The sequence below is a fragment of the Nocardia sp. NPDC004278 genome (assembly GCF_053602975.1).
In genome coordinates this window covers 33,969-54,834 of record NZ_JBSGEQ010000030.1, presented here as the reverse complement: position 1 = coordinate 54,834, position 20,866 = coordinate 33,969, and the positions used below count along the sequence as shown (strand labels likewise).

The following is a 20,866-nucleotide window of genomic DNA, read 5'->3' as shown; positions in this document are numbered from 1 at the left end:
CAGGCATGAGCGGCACCGTCTCGCCGAACCGGCTCGCGGAGGCGCTCGGCCTCCCACCGCCCACCGACGAGCAGGCCGCCGTGATCTCGGCCGCACCGGGTCCGACGTTGGTGGTGGCCGGTGCGGGCGCAGGCAAAACCGAGACCATGGCCGCGCGCGTGGTGTGGATGGTCGCCAATCGCCTCGTGCTGCCCGATGAGGTACTCGGTCTGACCTTCACCCGAAAAGCCGCCCAGCAGTTGACCTCCCGCATCCGCACCCGGCTGGCCCGGCTGGCCGGTTCCCCGCTGCTGCGCGAACTCGACACCGGCGGTGAGCTGCGCGCCCAGCTCTCCGGGGCCGAACCCGAGATCAGCACCTATCACTCGTACGCGGGGCGGCTGCTCACCCAACACGGTCTGCTGCTGCCGGTGGAACCCTCGGCGACCTTGCTGACCGAAACCCAGCTCTGGCAACTCGCGCACCAGGTGGTCCGCAACTGGGACGGTGACCTCGATACCGAACGCACCCCGGTCTCGGTCACCGAGGCGGTGCTGGCCCTATCCGGTCAACTCGCCGAACATCTGGTGGAGCCCGAACAACTCGCCGAGGCCCACACCGAACTCGAAAAGCTGGTGCACACCCTGCCCGCGGGTCCGCGTCAACGCGGCGGACCGAGCCAGGCCCTGCAGAACATCGTGCAGGTGCAGCGCGAACGCGTTGCGCTGCTACCCCTGGTCAAGCAGTTGGCCGAGGCGTTGCGCCGGCGCGGCGCACTGGATTTCGGCGCCCAGATGTCGCTGGCCGCCCGCCTCGCCGCCGAACATCCCGAGGTCGCCGCCGCCGAACGTGCCCGCTTCCGCCTGGTCCTACTCGACGAATACCAGGACACCGGCCACGCCCAACGCATCCTGCTCGCAGCACTGTTCGGCGGATCGCCACCGCAACCGCACACCAAACGGTCGCGAAAGGCCACCGCCCCATCGCAGTCCACCGCCGACACCGGGGCTGATCGGCCCTCGTCGTCAGATGCACCGATCGACCGGGACGTTCGCTCCGGCGACCCTGGCTCCGACGGTGGTGAGTTCGATGGTGGTGGAGGCGGCTTCGGTTCTGCCGGTGGTGAGTTCGATGCTGGTGGAGGCGGCTTCGGTTCCGCCCGGGGTGAGTTCGATGCTGGTGGAGGCAGCTCCGGCTCCACCAGAGGTGAGTTCGATGCTGGTGAAAGCGGCTCCGGCTCGCACCGAAGTGTGCCCGACGCTAGCGGAAGCGACTCCGGCGCCCACCGGGCCGACCCCGACGTTCGGCGGAGTGACGGCGGTCCGATGCGGGGGCATCGGTCGGATGCGGAGCAACGGGCAAGCAGTCGAGGCGAACAGCGACTGGCGGTGACAGCTGTTGGTGATCCGATGCAGTCGATCTACGGCTGGCGCGGCGCGTCCGCCGCCAACCTGCCCAGATTCGCCACTGACTTCCCCAGTGCCCCCGGCATTCCCGCGCCGATTCTGCCGCTGCTGACCAGCTGGCGGAATCCGCCGGAAGCGCTGGCGCTGGCGAACCTGGTCGCCGAACCACTGCGCCGCAATGCCATCGACAGCGGCGGTGTCACCGTCGACGCGCTGCGCGCGAAACCCGATGCCGCGCCGGGTGTCGTCGCCATGGCGCTCACCGAAACCGTTGCCGACGAACGGATCTGGGTAGCGGGTCGGATCGCGGCCGAATGGGCGATCAAGCGTGCGGCGGGGGAGGCCCCGCCGACCTCGGCGGTACTGGTGCGCCGCAATGCCGATGCCGCTCCGCTCGCGGAAGCCCTACGCGAACAGGGGCTTCCGGTGGAGATCGTCGGTCTCGGCGGTCTGCTGGCCACTCCGGAGGTCGCCGATATCGTCGCCACCCTGCGGCTCATCGCCGAACCCGGTGCGGGCAGCGCCGCCATGCGCATACTCACCGGGGCCCGCTGGCGCATCGGCGTCGCCGACCTCGCCGCACTCGCCCGCCGCGCCAGGGATCTGTCGATCAGCCGCCTGCACGGCAATGAAGTCGATGAGATCACCGACTCCACCGCACTCGCCGAGGCGCTGCGCGAGGTGGCGCCGGAACCGGCCGAACAGGCCGGTCTGGCCGATGCGATCGCCGATCCCGGTCCGCGGGAACAGTATTCGGAGGCGGGCTTCCTGCGCATCGTGGCGCTGGGCCGTGAACTCGCGGCGCTGCGGGAACGCAGCGGCCAACCACTCGCCGAACTCGTCGCGGATGTGGAACGCACCATCGGCGTCGGCGTGGAGACCCAGGCCCGCCGCGCGATGGTCGGCGCCGGTGCCGGACGCGAACATCTGGACGCCTTCGCCGAGGTGGTCGCCGGATACGCCAGCGATACCGGCGCATCGCTGGGCGGTCTACTCGCCTTCCTCGCCGCCGCGGAGTCGGTCGAGAACGGTTTGGAGCCGGGCGAGGTCGAGGTTGCCCGGGATCGAGTTCAGGTATTGACCGTGCACGCGGCCAAGGGCCTGGAGTGGGAGATTGTCGCGGTACCCCACGTCACCCGCGGGGTCTTCCCCTCCGGCGCGGCCTCCGGTACCTGGCTCGGTGCACTGGCCGAACTCCCCACCACCCTGCGCGGCGATCGCCAACAGGACGATGCCGCCGAGGGCGTCCCCGTACTCGACCTGTCGGATCTCTACGACCGCGCCGACCTGGAGCGAGCGATCAAGTCCCATAAGGAATCGCTGGACCGCCGCCGCATCGACGAAGACCGCCGCCTGTTCTACGTCGCCCTCACCAGAACCGAACGCATCCTGCTGGTCTCCGCCCACCACTGGGCCGAAACCGGCACCGCGCCAAAGGGACCGTCGGACTTCCTTCTGGAACTCAAATACGCCAGCGAAGCGCCGGACAGCCCGGCCCATGGCGCGGTCACCATCGACCGCTGGGACGACGCTCCCGACGTCGACGCCGTCAACCCCTTCACCGATAACCCCGCGACCGCCGAATGGCCCCGCGATCCCCTCGGCAATCGCCGCGACCCCATCGAACAGGGTGCCTCTCTCGTCCGCGCCGCCCTCGCCGAACTCGAGGCACAACCGGCTACAGGTGTCACCGCGACGAACCGTACGGTCCCGCTTGCAACCCGCGACAGAGCAACTGCCTCAGCCGATTTCGTGGACCGCCTGCCCCATGACATCGACATGACACCGACTGTAGCCCCTGCCACCGACAACTTTGCCGACCCGAAAACAACGGCCACCCGCCCCGACCGTCGCGCCGCGGTCGTACTGTCAACCGACCTCGACCCCAACGGTCGCGCCGCGGTCGTACCGTCAACCGACCCCGACCCCGACCCCGACCGTCGCGCCGCGGTCGCACTGTCAACCGACCCCGACCCCGACCGTCGCGCCGCGGTCGCACTGTCAACCGACCCCGACCCCGACGGTCCCGCCGCGGTCGCACTGACAGCTGACCCTTACGCCGACGTTCCCCCGCCCGACGTTCCCGATGCGCCCGCACCGTTCGACGACCCCTACGGACCACCCGCGAGCGCCCTCAGTGCGCCGGATTGGCACGGGCAGGACGAATTCCCGCCGCCCCCACACGACTTCGAACCGCATCCCGACAAGTCCGAGCCGCCGCTCAGCGACTTCGAACCGCCTTTGGACAACGAACCGCCTTTCGACGAATTCGAGCCACCCCCGGACGAGTTCGGCTCATCGACCTCCGAACCCACACCGCCCCACGACCATTCCGCTGGACACGCGGACGATCCCGACGACCCCGACGGCTGGGCCGCCGACGTCGACGCGCTACTCGCCGAATTCGAAGCCGACCAAGCCATCGCAGAAGAAGTCGAACTCCCCGGCCAGATCGCCGCCACCGCTCTGGTCGAAATGCGCGCGGACCCAGCCGAACTCGCCGCCCGCCTGCGCCGCCCGCTGCCGTTCCCACCGAATCCGCTGGCCCGGCGCGGCACCGCCTTCCACGCCTGGGTGCAGCGTTGGTTCGCCGCCGACCGCCTGCTCGGCTTCGATGAACTGCCCGGCGCGGACAGCAGCGCCGTCGATGCCGGCGTGGACACCGAACTGGTCACCATGCAGGAGTCGTTTCTGAACTCGCGGTGGGCCCACCGCACCCCGCTGGAGGTGGAGATCCCCTTCGAAACCTCCATTGCTGGCACGGTGATCCGCGGCCGGATGGATGCCGTCTTCGCCGAACCCGGCGGCGGCTGGATCGTGGTCGACTGGAAAACCGGTGCCGAACCCGCACCCGCCAACGAGCCAGCGGTCGCCATGCAGCTGGCCGTCTACCGACTGGCCTGGGCCAGGCTGATGGCCGGGCGCGAGCACGGCACCGAGGCGGAAATGCTCGAACGCATCGGCGCCGCATTCCATTACGTGCGTACCGGACGCACCATCGCGCCCGCCGCCCTGCCCGGCCCGGACGAATTGGCCGAGCTGATCAGGAATGCCGCGCCGAATGATCCGCGACCCTAGGTTCACCGGCTGTTCGTGTGGGTGCAGGGTGCGATCGCGGATACCCGGTAGGCTCCGGTGCGTGCCGGAGGGACAGATAACGCCGGAGCTAATCGACTCGGCCAGGGCGGGTGAGTCCGGTGTTCGGTGATCGCACACGCAGTGTCGGATTGTCGAGTCGCCCGGATTTCGCGCTGGTCGGTGTGCTGCGCATCCCCGAAATCCAGTCCAGTCCAGGGGCATCGCTGGTGCGCCGGGTGCTCTTCGCGATCGGGTTGCTGTTCGCCGCGGCACTGGTGGTGTACGTGGGTCGCGATGGGTACCACGACAATTCCGGGAACGAGCTGTCGTTCCTCGACGCCCTCTACTACGCGACGGTATCGCTGTCGACCACCGGCTACGGCGATATCGCGCCGGTCACCCCCGAGGCCAGGCTCGTCAATATCGTCATCATCACCCCGCTGCGCATTCTCTTCCTCATCGTGCTCGTCGGTACCACCATCGGCGTACTCACCGAGCGTTCCCGGCAGGCATTCAAGATTCAGCGTTGGAGGCGCAGCGTGCGTAATCACACCGTCGTGGTCGGATACGGGACGAAGGGCCGCACCGCGGTCGACGCCATGCTCGGCGACGGCATACAGCCCGCCGATATCGTCGTGGTCGATGCCGATTCCGTCGCACTGGACGCCGCGGCGAATGCGGGCCTGGTGACGGTGCACGGTTCGGCCACCCAATCCGATGTGCTCCGGCTGGCCGGTGTGCAGCGCGCGGCCTCGGTCATCGTCGCCGCGAACCGCGACGACACCGCCGTACTGGTCAGCCTGACGGCACGCGAACTCAATAAGAACGCCAAGATCGTGGTCGCCATCCGGGAGGCCGAGAACACCCATCTGCTGCGTCAGTCCGGCGCGGATTCGGTGGTGGTCTCCTCCGAGACCGCGGGCCGGCTGCTCGGAATTGCCACCACGACCCCGACCGTGGTCGAGATGATCGAGGATCTGCTGACCCCCGAGGAGGGCTTCGCCGTTGCCGAACGCGAGGTGGAACCGTCCGAGGTCGGCGGCTCGCCCCGGCATCTCGGCGATATCGTGCTCGGCGTGGTGCGCGGCGGTGTGCTGATCCGGGTGGGCCAGGCCGAGGTGGACGCGCTGGAGGCGACCGACAAGCTGCTGTACATCCGGCACGCGGGCCGGTGATACCGGCGCGACGGTTGGCGTTCGCGGCGGCGCGATAGTCTCGAACCGTGGCCTCAGGATTTCAGCTCAATGGTGTTCCGCTCCTTTCGCGTTCGGTGCTCGACCGGGCCGAGGAGATCCGGACCGATGAACAGGCGCTGAAGGAGGGCTGGGCCGAGGCCGAACTACTCCGGGTCAATACGCGCGGGCAGTTCCGCTTCGACAACGGTGCACTGGTGCTGGAACCGGCGATCGAACTGTCCGCCGAACCGAATCCGGTCGCGGTATTTCTCGGCATCAGCAACGGCAGACATGTCTGGGCGGTGCGCGATCCCGAACTGCAGGGCACGCTGACCGATCTGCGGGCGCTGGCGGGCGGCGTCGACGATCTCACCGCCGGTCTGCTCACCGCCGCCATGGCCCTGCTGAACTGGCATGACAAGGCCGGGTTCAATGCCGCCGACGGCACCGCGACCGTCGCGACCAAGGGCGGTTGGTCGCGGGTCACCGAGGGCGGCCATGAGGAGTTCCCTCGGATCGATCCGGCCATCATCTGCCTGATCCACGACGGCGGCGACCGAGTGCTGCTGGCCCGCCAGCACACCTGGCCCAAGACGCTGTTCTCCCTGCTCGCCGGATTCGTCGAGGCGGGGGAGTCGCTGGAGCGCTGCGTCGAGCGTGAGATGCTCGAGGAAGTCGGAGTCCAGGTCCGTGACATCACCTACCTGGGCAGTCAGCCGTGGCCGTTCCCGCGCTCGCTGATGCTCGGATTCGCTGCCGTCGCCGATCCCGATCAGCCGCTGACCTTTTCCGACGGCGAGATCGCCGAGGCCTACTGGTTCACCCGCGCGGAGGTGCGCGAGGCGCTGGCCGTCGGCGATTGGTCCGCGCAGAACCAGGGTGCGCGGCTACTGCTGCCGGGATCGATCTCCATCGCGCGCACGATCGTGGAGTCCTGGGCGGCGCAGGAGAGCTGATCGCGGGCACAAAAAGTTCCGTGCGGGCCGCGAGGTCCGCACGGATATGGTGGCCGGCCTGGTCAGGCCAGCGTGGCGAGCGTCTGCTTGACCGCGGCCAGTGACGGGTTGGTGGCCGTCGAACCGTCCGCGAACTTCACGGTCGGCACCACATGGTTGCCGCCGTTCACACTGCCGACGAACTCGGCCGATGCCGGATCCTGTTCGATATCGATCTCGACATAGCTGATACCGGACTCGTCCAACTGCTTCTTGAGCCTGCGGCAGTAGCCGCACCAGGTGGTCGAGTACATCGTCAAGGCGGGAGTCACGTCAGTCACGGATCGTTCAACATTCTACGGTCCGATCCTGTTCCGCCCTGAGACTTGCGCTGGATTTAATATGCGCGCATACTAAGTCCATGACAACGATCGCCACCGCACAGGCCACCTCGACCGCCGCGCCCGCCGCCTTCTTCGCCAAGTGGGCCGATATGGCCACCTGGCCGGAGTGGAACAACGACACCGAATGGGTCCGCCTCGACGGATCGTTCACCCAGGGCGCGACCGGCACCTTGAAGCCGAAGGGCGGCCCCAAGGTCCCGTTCCGCATCGAGCGGCTCTCCGATACCGAATTCGTCGACGTCTCCAAGCTCATCGGCGCCCGCCTGACGTTCGACCACCAGGTCGCCACCGGTCCGGAGGGCACAACGGTGACTGTGACCGTCTCGATCGACGGGCCGCTGCGCTGGTTCTGGATCAAGGTGATGGGCGGCGATCTCGCCAAGTCCGTCGCGCCCGATCTCGACGCCCTCGTCGCGGCGGCCGAGGCGGTGCTCGTATGACTACTGCATCGCGCAGCGATTCAATGTGGGCTGGTGGTCTGGTGACGGGTGGGCATACTGCATCGCGCAGCGATTCCGTCGGCGGTGGTCGGGCGACGGGTGGGCGCTCGGCATCGCGCAGCGATTCGATATGGGGTGGCGGGGCCGGGCAGCGGTACTGGCTCGGCGTGGTTTCGCGCGAGCACGTCCAGCGCGGTGTCGAACTCGGCATCGCGCAGGTCAACCACGGCAAGCGGACACCGCTGGAACGGATGCGTCCGGGCGATGGCTTCCTCTATTACTCACCGCGCGAGGGCATGCGGACCGGCGCGCCGATCCGTTCCTTCACCGCCATCGGCACCATCGCCGACGCCCCCGTCTGGCAGGCGGATCCGCAGGACGGCGGCTGCTTCCAGCCGTGGCGCCGCGCGGTGCACTACCGCACCGACGCGCGCGCGATCCCCATCGACGAACTGCGCGGCGAACTCGATCTCACCAGCGCGCCGAATTGGGGCATGGTGCTGCGCCGCGGACTGGTCGAACTGACCGCGCACGACTTCGCGGTCATCGCGCAGGCGATGATCGACGAACCACAAGCAAGGGAGGCATATGAGTGAGGACCGGGGTCTGCGCTCCGAATTCGCCGAGGCCGACGAAAGTCCCGGGCTCTTGCTCTGGCAGGTGACCAACCGCTGGCAGGCCGCCCAGCGGGCGGCGCTGGCCCCGTTCGACCTGACCCATGTGCAGTTCGTCCTGCTGGCCGCGCTGACCTATCTGGCCGCCCGCCGCGACGAACCCGTGATGCAGCGTGATCTGGCCGCGCACGCCGCCACCGATCCGATGATGACCTCCCAGGTCTTGCGCGCGCTCGAGCAGAAGGGCCTGCTCGAGCGCCGCAACCACCCGCACGACCGCAGGGCCAAGGCCCTCGTCCCCACCGAAGACGGTGTGGCACTGGCGAATCGGGCGCTGGTCGTGGTCGAGAACTGCGATCACGAGTTCTTCGGCCCGCTCGGCGGCGAGGCGCGGACGTTCGCGGGCGCGCTCCGACAATTGCGCGATCGTTAGGCGCTCATCGCCTCGTCCGTCGCGCGATCCGCGCTCGTGAAACAGCGCGATCGGTTGCGTGGCGTGGCGGGCCTGTGGCCGGCGGCACGACTTGTCGGCGCGCACTGCCATGATGTGTGTCGTGTCGGCAACCAGTACGAGCGAGCCCCCGCGGCCAGCACTGGACTCGCTGGACCCCGAACAAGCCGCTGCCGTGCGCGCGCCGCGCGGGCCGGTGTGTGTGCTCGCGGGCGCGGGGACCGGCAAGACCAGGACCATCACCCATCGCATCGCGCATCTGGTGTCCGCCGGACATGTGAAGGCCGACCAGGTGCTCGCGGTGACGTTCACCGCGCGCGCGGCGGGGGAGATGCGCGCCCGCCTGCGCGCGCTCGGACTCGGCGGCGAGGCCAATCAGGTGCAGGCGCGCACCTTCCACGCGGCGGCGCTGCGGCAGCTGAAGTACTTCTGGCCGCAGGTCGTCGGGGATGTGCCCTGGCAGTTGATCGATCGCAAGTACCCGATCGTGGCGCAGGCGGCGCACCAGGCCGGATTGTCCTCACATACCGAAGCCGTTCGCGATCTGCTCACCGAAATCGAATGGGCCAAGGCCACTCTCATCGCACCGGAGGACTATCCGGCGGCCGTGGCCCAACATCGGCGCGAACCACCGTATGACCCGATGCGGGTCGCCGCGGTCTACCGCGGCTACGAAAAGCTCAAGGCCACGCCGGACGGTCTGCTGCTGGACTTCGATGACCTGCTGCTGCACACCGCCGCCGCACTGGAGGACTATCCCGCGGTGGCCGACGAATTCCGCGGGCGCTACCGCAGTTTCGTGGTCGATGAATATCAGGACGTGACGCCCCTGCAGCAGCGGGTGCTCGATGCCTGGCTCGGCGAGCGCGACGATCTGACCGTCGTCGGCGATGCGAACCAGACGATCTATTCGTTCACCGGCGCCACCCCCGGCTATCTGCTCGACTTCTCCCGGCGCTTTCCAGAGGCGACGGTGATCCGGCTGGAACGCGACTACCGCTCGACGCCGCAGGTGGTCTCGCTGGCCAATCGGGTCATCGGTGCCGCGCGCGGCCGCATCGCTGGCACCCGGCTGCAACTGGTCGGCCAGCGCGACGATGGGCCGGAACCGGGCTTCGCCGAATTCGACGATGGTCCCGCCGAGGCCGCCGCGGTCGCCCGGTCCATCAAGAAACTGATCACCGCGGGCACACCGGCCGCCGAAATCGCGGTGCTCTACCGGATCAACGCGCAATCCGAGGCCTATGAACAGGCGTTGACCGAGCAAGGCATCCCTTATCAGGTCCGCGGTGGCGAGGGCTTCTTCGCCCGCGCTGAGGTAAGGCAAGCCATATCCGCGCTGCGTCAGGTCGCATCCCGCGAGGATCTGCCCGACCGGTCCCGCAGCGGTAAGGCCCTGGTCACTTTGGTGCGCGCCGCCCTCGCGCCGGTCGGCCTCACCGCCACCGAACCTGCGGGCGCCCAGGCCCGCGAGCGCTGGGAATCGTTGGTGGCGCTGGTGCGGCTGACCGAGGAGTTGGTCGACCACGACGCTGCGCTCGAGCTACCCGGCCTGTTGCGTGAACTGGCCGCGCGCGCGGAGGCCAGGCATCCACCGACGGTGCAGGGTGTCACCCTCGCGTCATTGCACGCGGCGAAGGGCCTGGAGTGGGATGCGGTATTCCTGGTCGGCGTCGCAGACGGCACCCTGCCGATCGCGCATGTGCTCGGCGATGACGGCTCGGTCGCCGATCAGGCCGCGCTCGAGGAGGAGCGGCGACTGCTCTATGTCGGCGTGACCAGGGCCCGCGAACACCTGCAGTTGTCCTGGGCGCTGGCTCGCGGCGAGGGCAGCAGACGCACCCGGCGGCGCTCCCGGTTCCTCAACGGTCTGGTGCCCGACGACTCGCCCGCCTCGCGAATCGCCGCGCCGGTCGCCGACACCGCCGCGAACGGCGTGCGCCCGACCTGCCGGATTTGTGCCAAACCATTGATCGGCACCTATGCGACCATGCTCGGTCGCTGTCGCCGCTGCCCGGCCGAACTGGATGCCGAGCTACTGGCCGCGCTGCAGGCGTGGCGCGCGGAGAAGGCGCAGGATCTGCGGGTGCGTGAGTTCGTGATCTTCACCGACACCACACTCACCGCGATCGCCGAGCAACTGCCCGCCGATGACAATGCACTGGCCGCCATCCCCGGAATCGGGGCCAAGAAGCTCGAGCAATACGGTGCCGAGGTGTTGAAGATAGTCGCATCGCGGCTGCGGTCAAGCCCACAAAACCGCAGGTAGAAAATAGGTTGTCGCGATGAGCGCCAACACATATGGTGGGATCACGCACGGGAGGTCATCCCGGCGCGCACAGTTACCGACACGAGTACAGGAGGGAGGCAGAACGATGAATGGCAATACGAACTTCAGCGCGAGCGGCGTTGCGGTGAATGCTGCACCCGTCATGTCGGCCTCCCGGGGGATCCTCGCTGCTTTGCAGGGGATCGGTCTGTCCGGCGTGGACGTATTCGGGATTCAGGCGCAATCCATGCCTATGCATTCCCCGATTTGCGTCAACAAGCAGGACAAGCCCAGCGCGGGCTGGCACCCGGCATTTGCCACCGAGGCAAAAGTCGGCGCATTCGCAGTTGAGGCCGGATATGCACCGGCAGATCTGCGGGCAGCACGCCTCCGCCGCACCACCCACCCAGCGACCGTGATCAGGATTCGACAGAGATGTCGAACTAGGTAGGGAACACTCCCCGACCTCCTGGCCACGGATCGCCCGAAGCGAAACCGTGGCCAGTATTTTCTACCGGCCCTTCAGCCACAACCGGCCTCGGTTTCGCGGAACGAACGAAACGTACCGCTGCAAACGAGCTGAAGGAGAACGACGTGTTCACCGCAGAGAGCTGGCCACAAGCCACTACTGACGTGACATGCCGAACCGTGGCACGGCCCACCCGTCCCCGGGAGGTCACAAAGGTGCCTTGTCGAGCCGGAGATCCCGATCTCTGGTTCGCCGAGAGCCCGGTCCAACTGGAGCAGGCCAAGGCGCTGTGCGCGTCTTGCCCCATCCGCAAAGGCTGCCTGAGCGCGGCCATGGATCGGCGTGAGCCGTGGGGTGTCTGGGGCGGTGAGATCTTCGACCAGGGTGTCGTGATCGCCCGCAAGCGCCCGCGTGGTCGTCCACGCAAGGTCGCGATCTCGGCATGAGATCGCTGACCTCCCTCCCTCCGGTCGCTGAGGCCTATCCGGCCGTTTCGGATCCGGGCCGGGCCCAGGAACGAGAAAGCAAACAAGCCGCTCACCGTGAGATCCGGTGGGCGGCTCGTTTGCGTTCTGGTTCAATGTCTTTCGGTCGGGGACCGTCAGCTGGCCGAGCGCTCCTCGCGGAAGCCGGGCATCCAGGTCCGCACCAACTGCATGAACGGCAGCTCGGCATCGAGCTGGGCCAGGATGCCGACCGAACCGCCGAGCACCCGGAAGATCATCACGAACTGCGCGGGCAACTGCAGGGCGCGCGCGGTCTTCATATCCGCGCTGGTGAAATCGGAGGCCTTACCGGCCACCCGCTGCATCCACTTGCGGGTGAAGTGGAACGAATCGGTCTGGATCGGGTCGGTGAACGGCCGCAGGTAGTCGGCGATCTCCTTATCGGTGACCGTCCGGCCCGGAATCACCCAGCCGTTGTCGTACATGAGCTCGACCAGTTCGTCGAAGCGTTCGTCGATTTCCAGCGCGAGCATGCGCCCCAGGACCTCCGGAAAGCCGTCCGGCATGGGTGCGCAGGCGCCGAAGTCGATGACGGCAAGTTTGCCATCGGGCAGCACCATGAAGTTGCCCGGATGCGGGTCGGCGTGCAGCAGGCCGACGGTCTCCGGTGAGGAGAAGTGGAACTTGCCCATCAATCCGGCTACTCGATTGCGTAGCGCGCGAGTGCCTTCCGGATCCTCGGCGCCCTTTTTGATGATCGCCGAGACCGCGGTGCCGTCCAGCCATTCGGTCACGATCACCTTCGGCGCGCTGGCCACCACCTTCGGCACCACGATCTCCGGATGCCCGTCGAACCCCTTCGCGAAGGCGCGCTGGTTGGCGGCCTCATTGCGATAGTCGAGTTCTTCCTCGGTGCGCTCGGTGATCTCGGCCAGGATCGGCTTGATATCCGCGCCCGGAATTACCGAGGCGATCAGTCCGGTCATCCGTGAAAGTGTCTTGAGATCGGCGCGCAGCGCCTCATCGGCACCGGGATACTGCACCTTTACCGCGACATCCCGGCCGTCGGACCATACCGCCCGGTGCACCTGGCCGATGCTCGCCGATGCGGCCGGAGTGTCGTCGAAGGATCGAAAGCGTTGCCGCCATTGGGTTCCGAGTTGTTGGTCGAGGACCCGGTGCACGGTCTCGGCTGGCATCGGCGGCGCGGCCGCCTGCAATTTGGTGAGTGCCTCGCGATAGTGCTCGCCGAACTCCTCGGGAACCGCGGCCTCCATCACGCTCAGCGCCTGGCCGAATTTCATCGCGCCACCCTTGAGCTCACCCAATACGGTGAACAGTTGCTCGGCGGCCTTCTGGTTCAACTGGGCGTTGATCTCCGACTTATCGCCACCGGCCAGCTTCTTGCCGAACCCGACGGCGGCCCGTCCGGCGATTCCGAGCGGAATCTTGGCTAACTTGGCATTGCGGGTTGAGCGACGACGCACAATCTCAGACACGTACCCATCATGGCGGACAGACCCGTGGCTTTGCCATGCCAATACTGATGTCTTTCCTTGGTGGAGTGTAAGAATCGACACGCTCATCGGGGCGGACCAGCGAAAACCGCGCGGCATCCGCATCCTTCGTGCTGCGGCCATTCGCGACGCGAGATCCGGTAGGTATCCAGTTCGAGTTCGATCGTGGTGTTCATGGTGTCCAGCGGCCGCTCGGGTGAACAGCGCATGATCGCTTCGAGTTCGCCGAGCAGCAATGCCGCGGTGGCCAGGATGCCGGCCGGTGCGGCATACCCGACCCGACCGAGCAGCTGGCTCGCGAGTTGTGGCCATTCCGGGTCGTATTCACATCGGGTGAGATCGAGGCAGCGCAGACAACTCGTCAGGCCGGGAAATACCAGCGGCCCGACGATCCCCTTGTTGCCATCGCGAATACGGACCTGCAGATGTGGAATCCCGTGCAGCACCAGCTCATTGGCCAATCGCGGGTCGATAACCAAGGCATCGGCCAGCACCACGAGTTCACCGCGCCAGGCGAGCACCGAACCGTCGGGGCGGTACCCACGCGACCGGACCGCCCGCAGCCCGAGCCGCCGCAGTCCCGTCGCGACCGCATCGGAGAGCGGCCCCAGCCCGTGCACCCGCACCGATCGCACCTGGCCGAGCCGCTGGTCCGGATGCACGAGCAGCCCCGCGTCATCGATCCGGTTCAGCAGTTCGGCCGCGTCCGCTGGGGCGATCCCACATTCCCCGGCCCGCCAGATGAGCTGCGGTCGACTCTGCATCCCATCCAGCAGCCGCAGAAACGCCAGCACCGTCTCGGTGTCCAATGCGGTCCGATCCAGCAGCAACGCCCCCTCCGGATCCCACCCCAACTGCACGACCCCGGACGGCCGCACCAAAACCGTCACCCGCGGCGCCAGCATCGGCCCGCATATCCGCCTCGTCATGCCAGCAGTATGCGGACAGCGTGATCGGGGAATAGGCGCGAATCCCGTGGTAATCCACAGGGATTCGCGCTTATCAACAGGACAGTACTAGGACGGGTCGGTGTCCTTGTCGAGGTTCGGGCCGTCCTCGGTGGCCTCGCGCTCGGCCTTCTCGCGGGCCTCGGTTTCGGCGAGTTGGGCCAGCGGATCGTCGAATGCGTCCGTGCCGCCGCCGATTACCGAGTCGATGAAGGCGGCGGGGGAGTCCAGATCGTTGGAATCCGGTAGCAGGTCCGGATGTGCCCAGATGGCGTCTCGGGCGTCGATGCCCGCATCGGTGGTGAGCCGCCGCCACAGCGCCGCCGCCTCCCGTAGCTTGCGGGGCCGCAGCTCGAGTCCGACCAGGGTCGCGAAGGTCTGCTCGGCGGGACCGCCGGTGGCGCGGCGGCGGATCAGGGTTTCGGCGAGCGCACCGGCACCGGGCAGCCGATCTCCGACTGCATCGGTGACCACGACCTGGACCCAGCCCTCGATCAGGGCGAGCAGCGTCTCCAGTCGTTCCAGCGCCTGCTTCTGCTCCGGGGTGGTCTGCGGTTCGAAGGCGCCCTGGGACAGGATCTCCTCGAGCTTCGAGGGATCGGTCAGTGACATCGGGTCGATGCCCTGGGCCGCCGACTCCAGGGCCGAGAAGTCCATCTTGATGCCGCGGGCATAGTCCTCGACCGCGCCGAGCACCTGCTGACGCAGCCACGGCACATGTCCGAACAGCCGCTGATGCGCGGCCTCGCGGGCCGCAAGAAAGACCAGGATCTCGCTCTCCGGCTGTTCCAGCCCGGCGCTGAACTCGGAAATGGCCGCGGGCAGCAGCGCCGCGGTGCCGGTCGGGCCGAGCGGCAGTCCGATATCGGTGGAGGTCAGCACCTCCTTGGCGAGCTGGCCGAGCGCCTGGCCGAGCTGTGAGCCGAAGGCCAGCCCGCCCATCTGCCCGAGCATGCCGACCATCGGACCGGCGAATTCGCGCGCCTCCTCCGGCAGCTGTGCGGTCCACATTCCGGAGATCTGTTCGGCCACCGGATCACACAGGCGCTTCCAGGTCGGCAGTGTCTCCTCGATCCAGTCGTTGGCGGTCCACGCCGCGGTCTTGTTCGCGCCAGCGGGCAGGGTGGTCGCACCGTCGAGCCACAGTTCGGCCAGGTGTGCGGCGTCGGCGACGGCGCTGACGGTGCCCGAGGCGACCGGCGTCACACTCGCGCCGAGCTGCTGGCGGGCCAGTCGCTTGGCCACGTCGTAGTTGACCGGACCGGCCTGTGCCGACCCCGGCTGCCCCATCCCACTGAGCATCTGGCCGAGCGAGGTGAGCATCTGCCCGAGCTGTGCCGGATCGAAACCACCCGCACCTGCCCCGCCGAAGCCGAACGGATCGTTCGCCCCGGGACCGCTCGGCTCGTCGCCGCGCTTGCGGTCGTCGTCATCGCGGTTCGAGAATCCGAAGGGGAGGTCACTCATACCCTAAACATACGCGTGTGGCGTGGGGGTTCGATGTTCGCGCGGCGCGAAATCAGGACACGCGCGTGGGGCGTAAATATGCGCCTCGTCCGCCCGGCCGCATGGGCGATCACTACTGTGGTCCAGGTGAATCGTCGGATCCTGACCCTGGTGGCCGCTCTGATCCCGGTGCTCGTCCTCGGTGCGGTGGGCAGTGTGCTCACTGTGCCGTTCGTCGCACTCGGTCCCGGACCCACGTTCAATACCCTCGGCGCGGTGGACGGCAAGCAGGTCGTCGATGTTCGCGGCGCCGAGGTGGACCCGGTGACCGGGCACCTGAATATGACCACGGTCTCGGTGCGCGACGGGCTGAACATCTTCGAGGCGTTCGGATTCTGGGTCAGCGGTGAGCACGGATTGGTCCCGCGCTCCGAGGTGTATCCGCCCGGTGTCCCGCGCGAGGAGATCGATAAGTCCAATCAGCAGGACTTCAAGGACTCCGAGAGCAATGCCGCGGTGTCCGCGCTGCACTTTTTGAATCTGCCGACGGTGGTGCTGGTGGGCAAGGTCTCCGATGACGGCCCGGCCAAGCAGACGCTGCGCCCGGGCGATGAAGTGGTCAGCGTCAACGGCGTGCCGATCGCCACGCCGAAGGATGTCGTGACCGCGGTCTCCGCGCAGGCACCGGGCAGTGAGCTCACCGTGGTGTACCGCCGCGAGAACGCCGAACAGACCGCGACGATCACACTGGCCGCCCGCCCCGACGACGCGAACAAGGGCTATCTCGGCATGTCCATGACCGAGGGCGCCCGCCCGCCGTTGCAGGTCTCGTTCAACCTCGCCGATATCGGCGGCCCATCGGCGGGCCTGATGTTCAGCCTCGCGCTGATCGATAAGCTCTCGCCCGGCGAACTCGACGGCGGCAAGTTCGTCGCTGGCACCGGCACCATCGATCAGGACGGCAAGGTCGGCCCGATCGGCGGCATCCAGTACAAGATGATGGCCGCGCGCGATGCCGGTGCCGAGACCTTCCTGGTCCCGGCCGCCAACTGCAATGAGGCCAGGCAGCGCACGCCGGACGGCCTGCGGCTGGTGAAGGTCGAAAACCTCAGCGGCGCAGTGCAATCGCTCAATGACATCAACGCGGGCCGGGACACCGTCTCCTGCGGCTGAGTCACTCCATCGTGTGGTGCAGTGCCTCGATGAGGTTGGGCGCCAGGTTCGGGTAGGTGCGCAGGTCGAGATCGCCGAAGTCGTCGGTATCGTCCTCCGGCTTCAGCTGCAGCAGGCACAGTTCCGCGCCGGAGCGCAGCACGGCGGCGAGCAGCCGTGCCGTGCGCCGCTCCGGATGCGTCTCGGCGGCGGCGCGCGCCGCGGCGTCGGCGGCCTCGTGATCGGCGAGCAGCGGGGTGAGCGCGTCGTCGAGCGTGCTCTCGGCATCCGGCGGTAGCACCACGATCTCCTGGACCAGCACACACCCGCTGACCGCCTCGGGCCAGCTGGTGGTGGCGAGGAATTCGTCGAGCGCCATCGATCCGCCGGTGATGTCGTCCGGGAACGATTCCTGGGCAATCGGAGTCAGCTCGCTGCCCTGGTCGAGCTGATCGAGCAACCCGGGCTCGGCCGCGACCAGATCGGCCGTCGGCACCAGCGCGAACATCTGCGGCGGTCTGCCCCAACCCTCGGCGTCGACGAACTCCGCCACCTCACGGACGGAACGGGCGAGGACGAGTTCGGCGTGCAGATCTGCGGTCACACCGGACATCCTTACACCCCCACACCCTTGCCAGAGCATTGAGGCCGAGGTCGGCGCCGTTTCGCGACCACCACGGAGCGAGTCTTGCGAGCGACCCGTTCGCGGCCCGTCTCGCGTCCGAGTCGAAGGCTCGGCCATCGAACTCGTCCGAGTCGAAGGCTCGGCCATCGAACTCAGCCGAGTCGTCGAAGCGCACGCGACGCAGTCGCGAGCCTCGACGGCTCGGACGCGAGGCCCACCCGTCGCCCGACCATCACCCCTCATCGAATCGCTACGCGATGCTGAATCTTCGGGGGCCGCGAACACGCGGTGGCGCAGGCGCCGCAAATTCAACACAGCGCCCGCGCGGCCGACGTCACAGATTACGTAGAGTGGGCGCGAGACGGTCCGGAACGGACCACCTGCAAAATCGGACTGCGGTGCGACAACCGAGTGATCGGTACGAGCGCCGCCGGACCTTGGAGAGTGGCATCGTGGGCATGCGGCCCCCCACCGGCTTACCTTCGTTGTCCCGACGCAGCCGAGTGCTGCTGGTGGCGGCCATCATCCTGGCGGCGCTGCTGCTGCTGGGACCGCGGTTTACCGACACCTATACGAACTGGTTGTGGTTCGGCGAGGTCGGCTTCCGCAATGTCTATCTCACCGTCTTGCGCACGCGGATTCTGCTGTTCCTGGTCGTCGCGCTGTTCGTGGGGCTTGTCGTCTGGTTGGCGCTGCTGCTGGCCTACCGGACCAGGCCGGTATTCGTGCCGGTGGCCGGTCCGAACGATCCGATCGCGCGCTACCGCACCACCGTGATGAGTCGGCTCAAGCTGTTCGGCATCGGTATTCCGCTGGTGCTCGGCGTGCTGTCCGGCCTGGTGGCGCAGTCGAATTGGGTCACCGTGCAGCTGTACCTCAACGGCGGCTCGTTCGGCCAGCAGGATCCGCAGTTCGGCCTGGACGTCGGCTTCTACGCCTTCGATCTGCCCTTCTACCGGATGGTGCTGAACTGGCTGTTCGTCGCGTCGGTCATCGCGTTCTTCGCCAGCCTGGTGACGCACTATGTCTTCGGCGGCCTGCGCCTGACCGGGCGCGAGGGCACGCTGACCAGGCCCGCGCGCATCCAGCTGGCCGTGATCGCCGGAATCTTCGTGCTGCTCAAGGCCGTCGCATACTGGTTCGACCGCTATGAACTGCTCTCCAGCAGCCGTAAGGAGCCGATATTCACCGGCGGTTCCTACACCGATATCAACGCCGTGCTGCCCGCGAAGCTGATCCTGTTGTCCATCGCGGTGATTTGCGCGATCGCCTTCTTCGCCGGGATCGTCCTGCGCGATCTGCGGGTGCCAGCTATGGCCGCCGCGCTGCTTGTGCTCTCCTCGGTCCTGGTCGGCGCGGTGTGGCCGCTGGTGGTCGAACAGTTCTCGGTGCGCCCGAATGCCGCCGAGAAGGAGAGCACCTACATCGAACGCAATATCGCCGCTACCAGGCAGGCGTACGGCATTACCTCCGACAAGATCGAGTACAAGGACTACAAGGGCGACAGTAAGAAGAGCCCGCTGGAGGTGCCGGTCGACGCGGCCACTATCGGCAACGCGCGACTGCTCGACCCGAATATCCTCTCGCCCACCTTCACTCAGCTCAAGCAGCTGAAGAACTTCTACGGCTTCCCGGATTCGCTGGACATCGATCGCTACAACCTCGGCGGCGATGTGCAGGACTACATCGTGGCCGCGCGCGAGCTGCATCCGTCGGCGCTGAGCGGCAACCAGACGAACTGGATCAACAAGCACACCGTCTTCACCCACGGCAACGGCTTTGTGGCAGCGCCGGCCAACCGGGTCAACAAGCCGCAATACGAGGATCCGAGCGCGGCGGGTGGCAGCAGCGACAGCGGCTATCCGATCTTCCTGGTCAGCGACCTGTTCAATACCACCGACCAGCAGCAGATCAAGGTCGACCAGCCGCGCATCTACTACGGCGAGCTGATCTCGCAGTCCAACCCGGATTACGCGATCGTCGGAGCGGTCAGCGGCAGCCAGCCGCGCGAATACGACTCCGACACTGCGCAATTCACCTATAACGGCAAGGGCGGCGTGTCGATCGGCAACTGGTTCAACCGGTTGGCTTTCGCCGCAAAGTACACCGAGCGCAATATCCTGTTCAACTCCGACATCGGCGGCAACTCCAAGATCATCTTCAATCGCAGCCCGCGCGAGCGGGTGCAGAAGGTGGCGCCGTGGCTGACCACCGACGGCAATGCCTATCCGGCGGTTGTCGACGGCCGGATCCAGTGGATCGTCGACGCGTACACCACGCTGGACAACTACCCGTACGCGCAGTCCACCTCGCTGGAGGGCGCGGTCGAGGACAGCATCGATAAGAAGACCGGAAGGCTGCTGCCGCGCAAGGAGGTCAGCTACATCCGCAACTCGGTGAAGGCCACCGTGGACGCCTACGACGGCACGGTGACCCTCTACGAGGTGGACTCCACCGACCCGGTGCTCAAGGCCTGGCGCGGTGTGTTCCCCGGCGCCGTCAAGCCGGAGAGCGAGATCTCCCCGGAGCTGCGGGCGCACTTCCGCTATCCCGAGGATCTGTTCAAGGTGCAGCGCGAGATGCTGACCAAGTATCACGTGGACAATCCGCGAGAGTTCTTCACCAACAACGCCTTCTGGTCGGTGCCGAGCGATCCGACCACCGAGGGCGGCACGTTCAACCAGCCCCCGTACTACGTGCTGCTCGGTGATCCGGCGACGAATAAGCCGGTGTTCAACCTGACCAGTGCCATGGTCGGCTACAACCGCCAGTTCCTCTCCGCGTATATCTCGGTGCGGTCGGATCCGGACGGCTATGGCAAATTCACGATCTTGCAATTGCCGACGGATACCCAGACGCAGGGTCCGCAGCAAACTCAGAACAGCATGACGACGGCGCCCGAAGTCTCCAGTCAGAAAACGCTGCTGTCGAATTCGAACAAGATCAGATATGGCAATCTGCTGACATTGCCGATCGCCGACGGCGGAATCCTTTATGTGGAGCCGTTTTACAACGAGCGAAATACCGGTGCGGGCAGCGCCACCTTCCCGCAGCTGCTGCGCGTGCTGGTGAGCTATCGCGATGTGGCGGGCAGTGTGAAGGTCGGCTTCGCCTCCACTCTGGCCGACGCGCTGAATCAGGTATTGCCGGGCACGGGTTCGCTGGCCACGCCGTTCGGCGGTGATCCGACGAGCAGGCCGAAACCGGGCACCACCCCGCCGCCGACGCAGGGCACCACCCCGCCGGCGCAGGGCGCCAGCGCACCGCCGCAGGGCACAACACCGCCGCCCGCGACCGGATCCACCGCCAAGGACGCGGCGGCTGCGGATCTGAACAAGAAGATCGAAAATGTGCGAAATGCCATGAAGTCCGGCAACTTCCAGGACTTCGGCAAGGCGCTGGAGGAACTGGAGGCCGCGGTGAAGGCTTATCAGGACGCCAGTCGCTGATCGTTGAAACCGAGAACGGCCCCGTCACCCGGATTGGGTGGCGGGGCCGTTCCAGTTGACGCCG

General features: G+C 67.1%; 16 protein-coding genes. 11 read left to right on the top strand and 5 right to left on the bottom strand.

The features are described from left to right. Window positions 1-5: 5 nt before the first annotated feature. The 3 genes from ACWEO2_RS33875 (at window position 6) to nudC (ending at window position 6,594) form a co-directional block, all read left to right on the top strand. Window positions 6-4,463, top strand: a complete 4,458-nt coding sequence (locus ACWEO2_RS33875; protein ID WP_452409068.1) for an ATP-dependent helicase — start codon at window positions 6-8, stop codon at window positions 4,461-4,463. Window positions 4,464-4,582: 119 nt separating this feature from the next. Further along, window positions 4,583-5,638: a potassium channel family protein gene (locus ACWEO2_RS33870; protein ID WP_452409067.1), complete on the top strand. Its 1,056-nt coding sequence runs from the start codon at window positions 4,583-4,585 to the stop codon at window positions 5,636-5,638. Window positions 5,639-5,685: 47 nt separating this feature from the next. After that, window positions 5,686-6,594, top strand: coding sequence for an NAD(+) diphosphatase (nudC, locus tag ACWEO2_RS33865; protein WP_452409066.1), 909 nt, complete (start codon window positions 5,686-5,688; stop codon window positions 6,592-6,594). A gap of 62 nt (window positions 6,595-6,656) precedes the next feature. Here nudC and ACWEO2_RS33860 read toward each other — a convergent pair whose 3' ends face one another. Continuing rightward, on the bottom strand, window positions 6,657-6,887 hold the full coding sequence (locus tag ACWEO2_RS33860; protein ID WP_354960679.1) for a mycoredoxin: 231 nt from the start codon (window positions 6,885-6,887) through the stop codon (window positions 6,657-6,659). A gap of 107 nt (window positions 6,888-6,994) precedes the next feature. On the opposite strand from ACWEO2_RS33860, the gene ACWEO2_RS33855 reads away from it, so the two are divergent. The 6 genes from ACWEO2_RS33855 (at window position 6,995) to ACWEO2_RS33830 (ending at window position 11,666) form a co-directional block, all read left to right on the top strand. Beyond that, window positions 6,995-7,417 carry an SRPBCC family protein gene (locus ACWEO2_RS33855; protein ID WP_452409065.1) on the top strand — a complete coding sequence of 141 codons (423 nt, stop codon included), beginning with the start codon at window positions 6,995-6,997 and terminating at the stop codon, window positions 7,415-7,417. After that, window positions 7,414-8,013, top strand: a complete 600-nt coding sequence (locus tag ACWEO2_RS33850) for an EVE domain-containing protein (RefSeq protein ID WP_452409064.1) — start codon at window positions 7,414-7,416, stop codon at window positions 8,011-8,013. The genes ACWEO2_RS33855 and ACWEO2_RS33850 overlap by 4 nt, the downstream gene beginning before the upstream one ends. Continuing rightward, the gene (locus ACWEO2_RS33845) at window positions 8,006-8,464 is read left to right on the top strand and encodes a MarR family winged helix-turn-helix transcriptional regulator (RefSeq protein WP_452409063.1); all 459 of its coding nucleotides are present in this window, start codon (window positions 8,006-8,008) and stop codon (window positions 8,462-8,464) included. The genes ACWEO2_RS33850 and ACWEO2_RS33845 overlap by 8 nt, the downstream gene beginning before the upstream one ends. 112 nt (window positions 8,465-8,576) lie before the next feature. Beyond that, window positions 8,577-10,751 (top strand): ATP-dependent DNA helicase UvrD2, encoded by a 2,175-nt coding sequence (locus ACWEO2_RS33840; RefSeq protein ID WP_452409126.1) that lies wholly within the window; start codon window positions 8,577-8,579, stop codon window positions 10,749-10,751. A gap of 106 nt (window positions 10,752-10,857) precedes the next feature. Then, entirely contained in the window at window positions 10,858-11,202 is a 345-nt protein-coding gene (locus tag ACWEO2_RS33835) for a hypothetical protein (protein WP_355177095.1), read from the top strand. Window positions 11,203-11,384: 182 nt separating this feature from the next. Further along, on the top strand, window positions 11,385-11,666 hold the full coding sequence (locus ACWEO2_RS33830) for a WhiB family transcriptional regulator (RefSeq protein ID WP_433734489.1): 282 nt from the start codon (window positions 11,385-11,387) through the stop codon (window positions 11,664-11,666). 155 nt (window positions 11,667-11,821) lie between these two features. Here the strand turns inward: ACWEO2_RS33830 and ACWEO2_RS33825 are convergent, their stop codons facing one another. From ACWEO2_RS33825 to ACWEO2_RS33815, 3 genes are all read right to left on the bottom strand, one after another. After that, the gene (locus tag ACWEO2_RS33825; RefSeq protein ID WP_452409062.1) at window positions 11,822-13,165 is read right to left on the bottom strand and encodes an ABC1 kinase family protein; all 1,344 of its coding nucleotides are present in this window, start codon (window positions 13,163-13,165) and stop codon (window positions 11,822-11,824) included. A gap of 83 nt (window positions 13,166-13,248) precedes the next feature. Further along, complete coding sequence (locus ACWEO2_RS33820) at window positions 13,249-14,112, bottom strand: hypothetical protein (protein WP_452409061.1); 864 nt, start codon at window positions 14,110-14,112, stop codon at window positions 13,249-13,251. Between the two features lie 87 nt (window positions 14,113-14,199). Continuing rightward, complete coding sequence (locus ACWEO2_RS33815; RefSeq protein ID WP_452409060.1) at window positions 14,200-15,597, bottom strand: zinc-dependent metalloprotease; 1,398 nt, start codon at window positions 15,595-15,597, stop codon at window positions 14,200-14,202. Window positions 15,598-15,723: 126 nt separating this feature from the next. Here ACWEO2_RS33815 and ACWEO2_RS33810 point away from each other — a divergent pair, with 126 nt between their 5' ends. Further along, window positions 15,724-16,749, top strand: coding sequence for a YlbL family protein (locus ACWEO2_RS33810; protein ID WP_452409059.1), 1,026 nt, complete (start codon window positions 15,724-15,726; stop codon window positions 16,747-16,749). A 1-nt stretch (window position 16,750) separates the two neighbouring features. On the opposite strand, the gene ACWEO2_RS33805 is transcribed toward ACWEO2_RS33810, so the two are convergent. Next, on the bottom strand, window positions 16,751-17,341 hold the full coding sequence (locus ACWEO2_RS33805; protein WP_452409058.1) for a PPA1309 family protein: 591 nt from the start codon (window positions 17,339-17,341) through the stop codon (window positions 16,751-16,753). 464 nt (window positions 17,342-17,805) lie between these two features. Here ACWEO2_RS33805 and ACWEO2_RS33800 point away from each other — a divergent pair, with 464 nt between their 5' ends. Further along, the gene (locus ACWEO2_RS33800) at window positions 17,806-20,802 is read left to right on the top strand and encodes a UPF0182 family protein (protein ID WP_452409057.1); all 2,997 of its coding nucleotides are present in this window, start codon (window positions 17,806-17,808) and stop codon (window positions 20,800-20,802) included. The last annotated feature ends 64 nt before the right edge of the window (window positions 20,803-20,866 follow it).

What these genes read in the sequence shown, in the direction of transcription:
- ACWEO2_RS33875 (WP_452409068.1), top strand. Translation starts at nt 6, where the DNA reads ATGAGCGGCACCGTCTCGCCGAACCGGCTCGCGGAGGCGCTCGGCCTC.
- ACWEO2_RS33860 (WP_354960679.1), bottom strand. Translation starts at nt 6,887, where the DNA reads ATGTACTCGACCACCTGGTGCGGCTACTGCCGCAGGCTCAAGAAGCAG.
- ACWEO2_RS33855 (WP_452409065.1), top strand. Translation starts at nt 6,995, where the DNA reads ATGACAACGATCGCCACCGCACAGGCCACCTCGACCGCCGCGCCCGCC.
- ACWEO2_RS33850 (WP_452409064.1), top strand. Translation starts at nt 7,414, where the DNA reads ATGACTACTGCATCGCGCAGCGATTCAATGTGGGCTGGTGGTCTGGTG.
- ACWEO2_RS33845 (WP_452409063.1), top strand. Translation starts at nt 8,006, where the DNA reads ATGAGTGAGGACCGGGGTCTGCGCTCCGAATTCGCCGAGGCCGACGAA.
- ACWEO2_RS33840 (WP_452409126.1), top strand. Translation starts at nt 8,577, where the DNA reads ATGTGTGTCGTGTCGGCAACCAGTACGAGCGAGCCCCCGCGGCCAGCA.
- ACWEO2_RS33835 (WP_355177095.1), top strand. Translation starts at nt 10,858, where the DNA reads ATGAATGGCAATACGAACTTCAGCGCGAGCGGCGTTGCGGTGAATGCT.
- ACWEO2_RS33820 (WP_452409061.1), bottom strand. Translation starts at nt 14,112, where the DNA reads ATGACGAGGCGGATATGCGGGCCGATGCTGGCGCCGCGGGTGACGGTT.
- ACWEO2_RS33815 (WP_452409060.1), bottom strand. Translation starts at nt 15,597, where the DNA reads ATGAGTGACCTCCCCTTCGGATTCTCGAACCGCGATGACGACGACCGC.
- ACWEO2_RS33805 (WP_452409058.1), bottom strand. Translation starts at nt 17,341, where the DNA reads ATGTCCGGTGTGACCGCAGATCTGCACGCCGAACTCGTCCTCGCCCGT.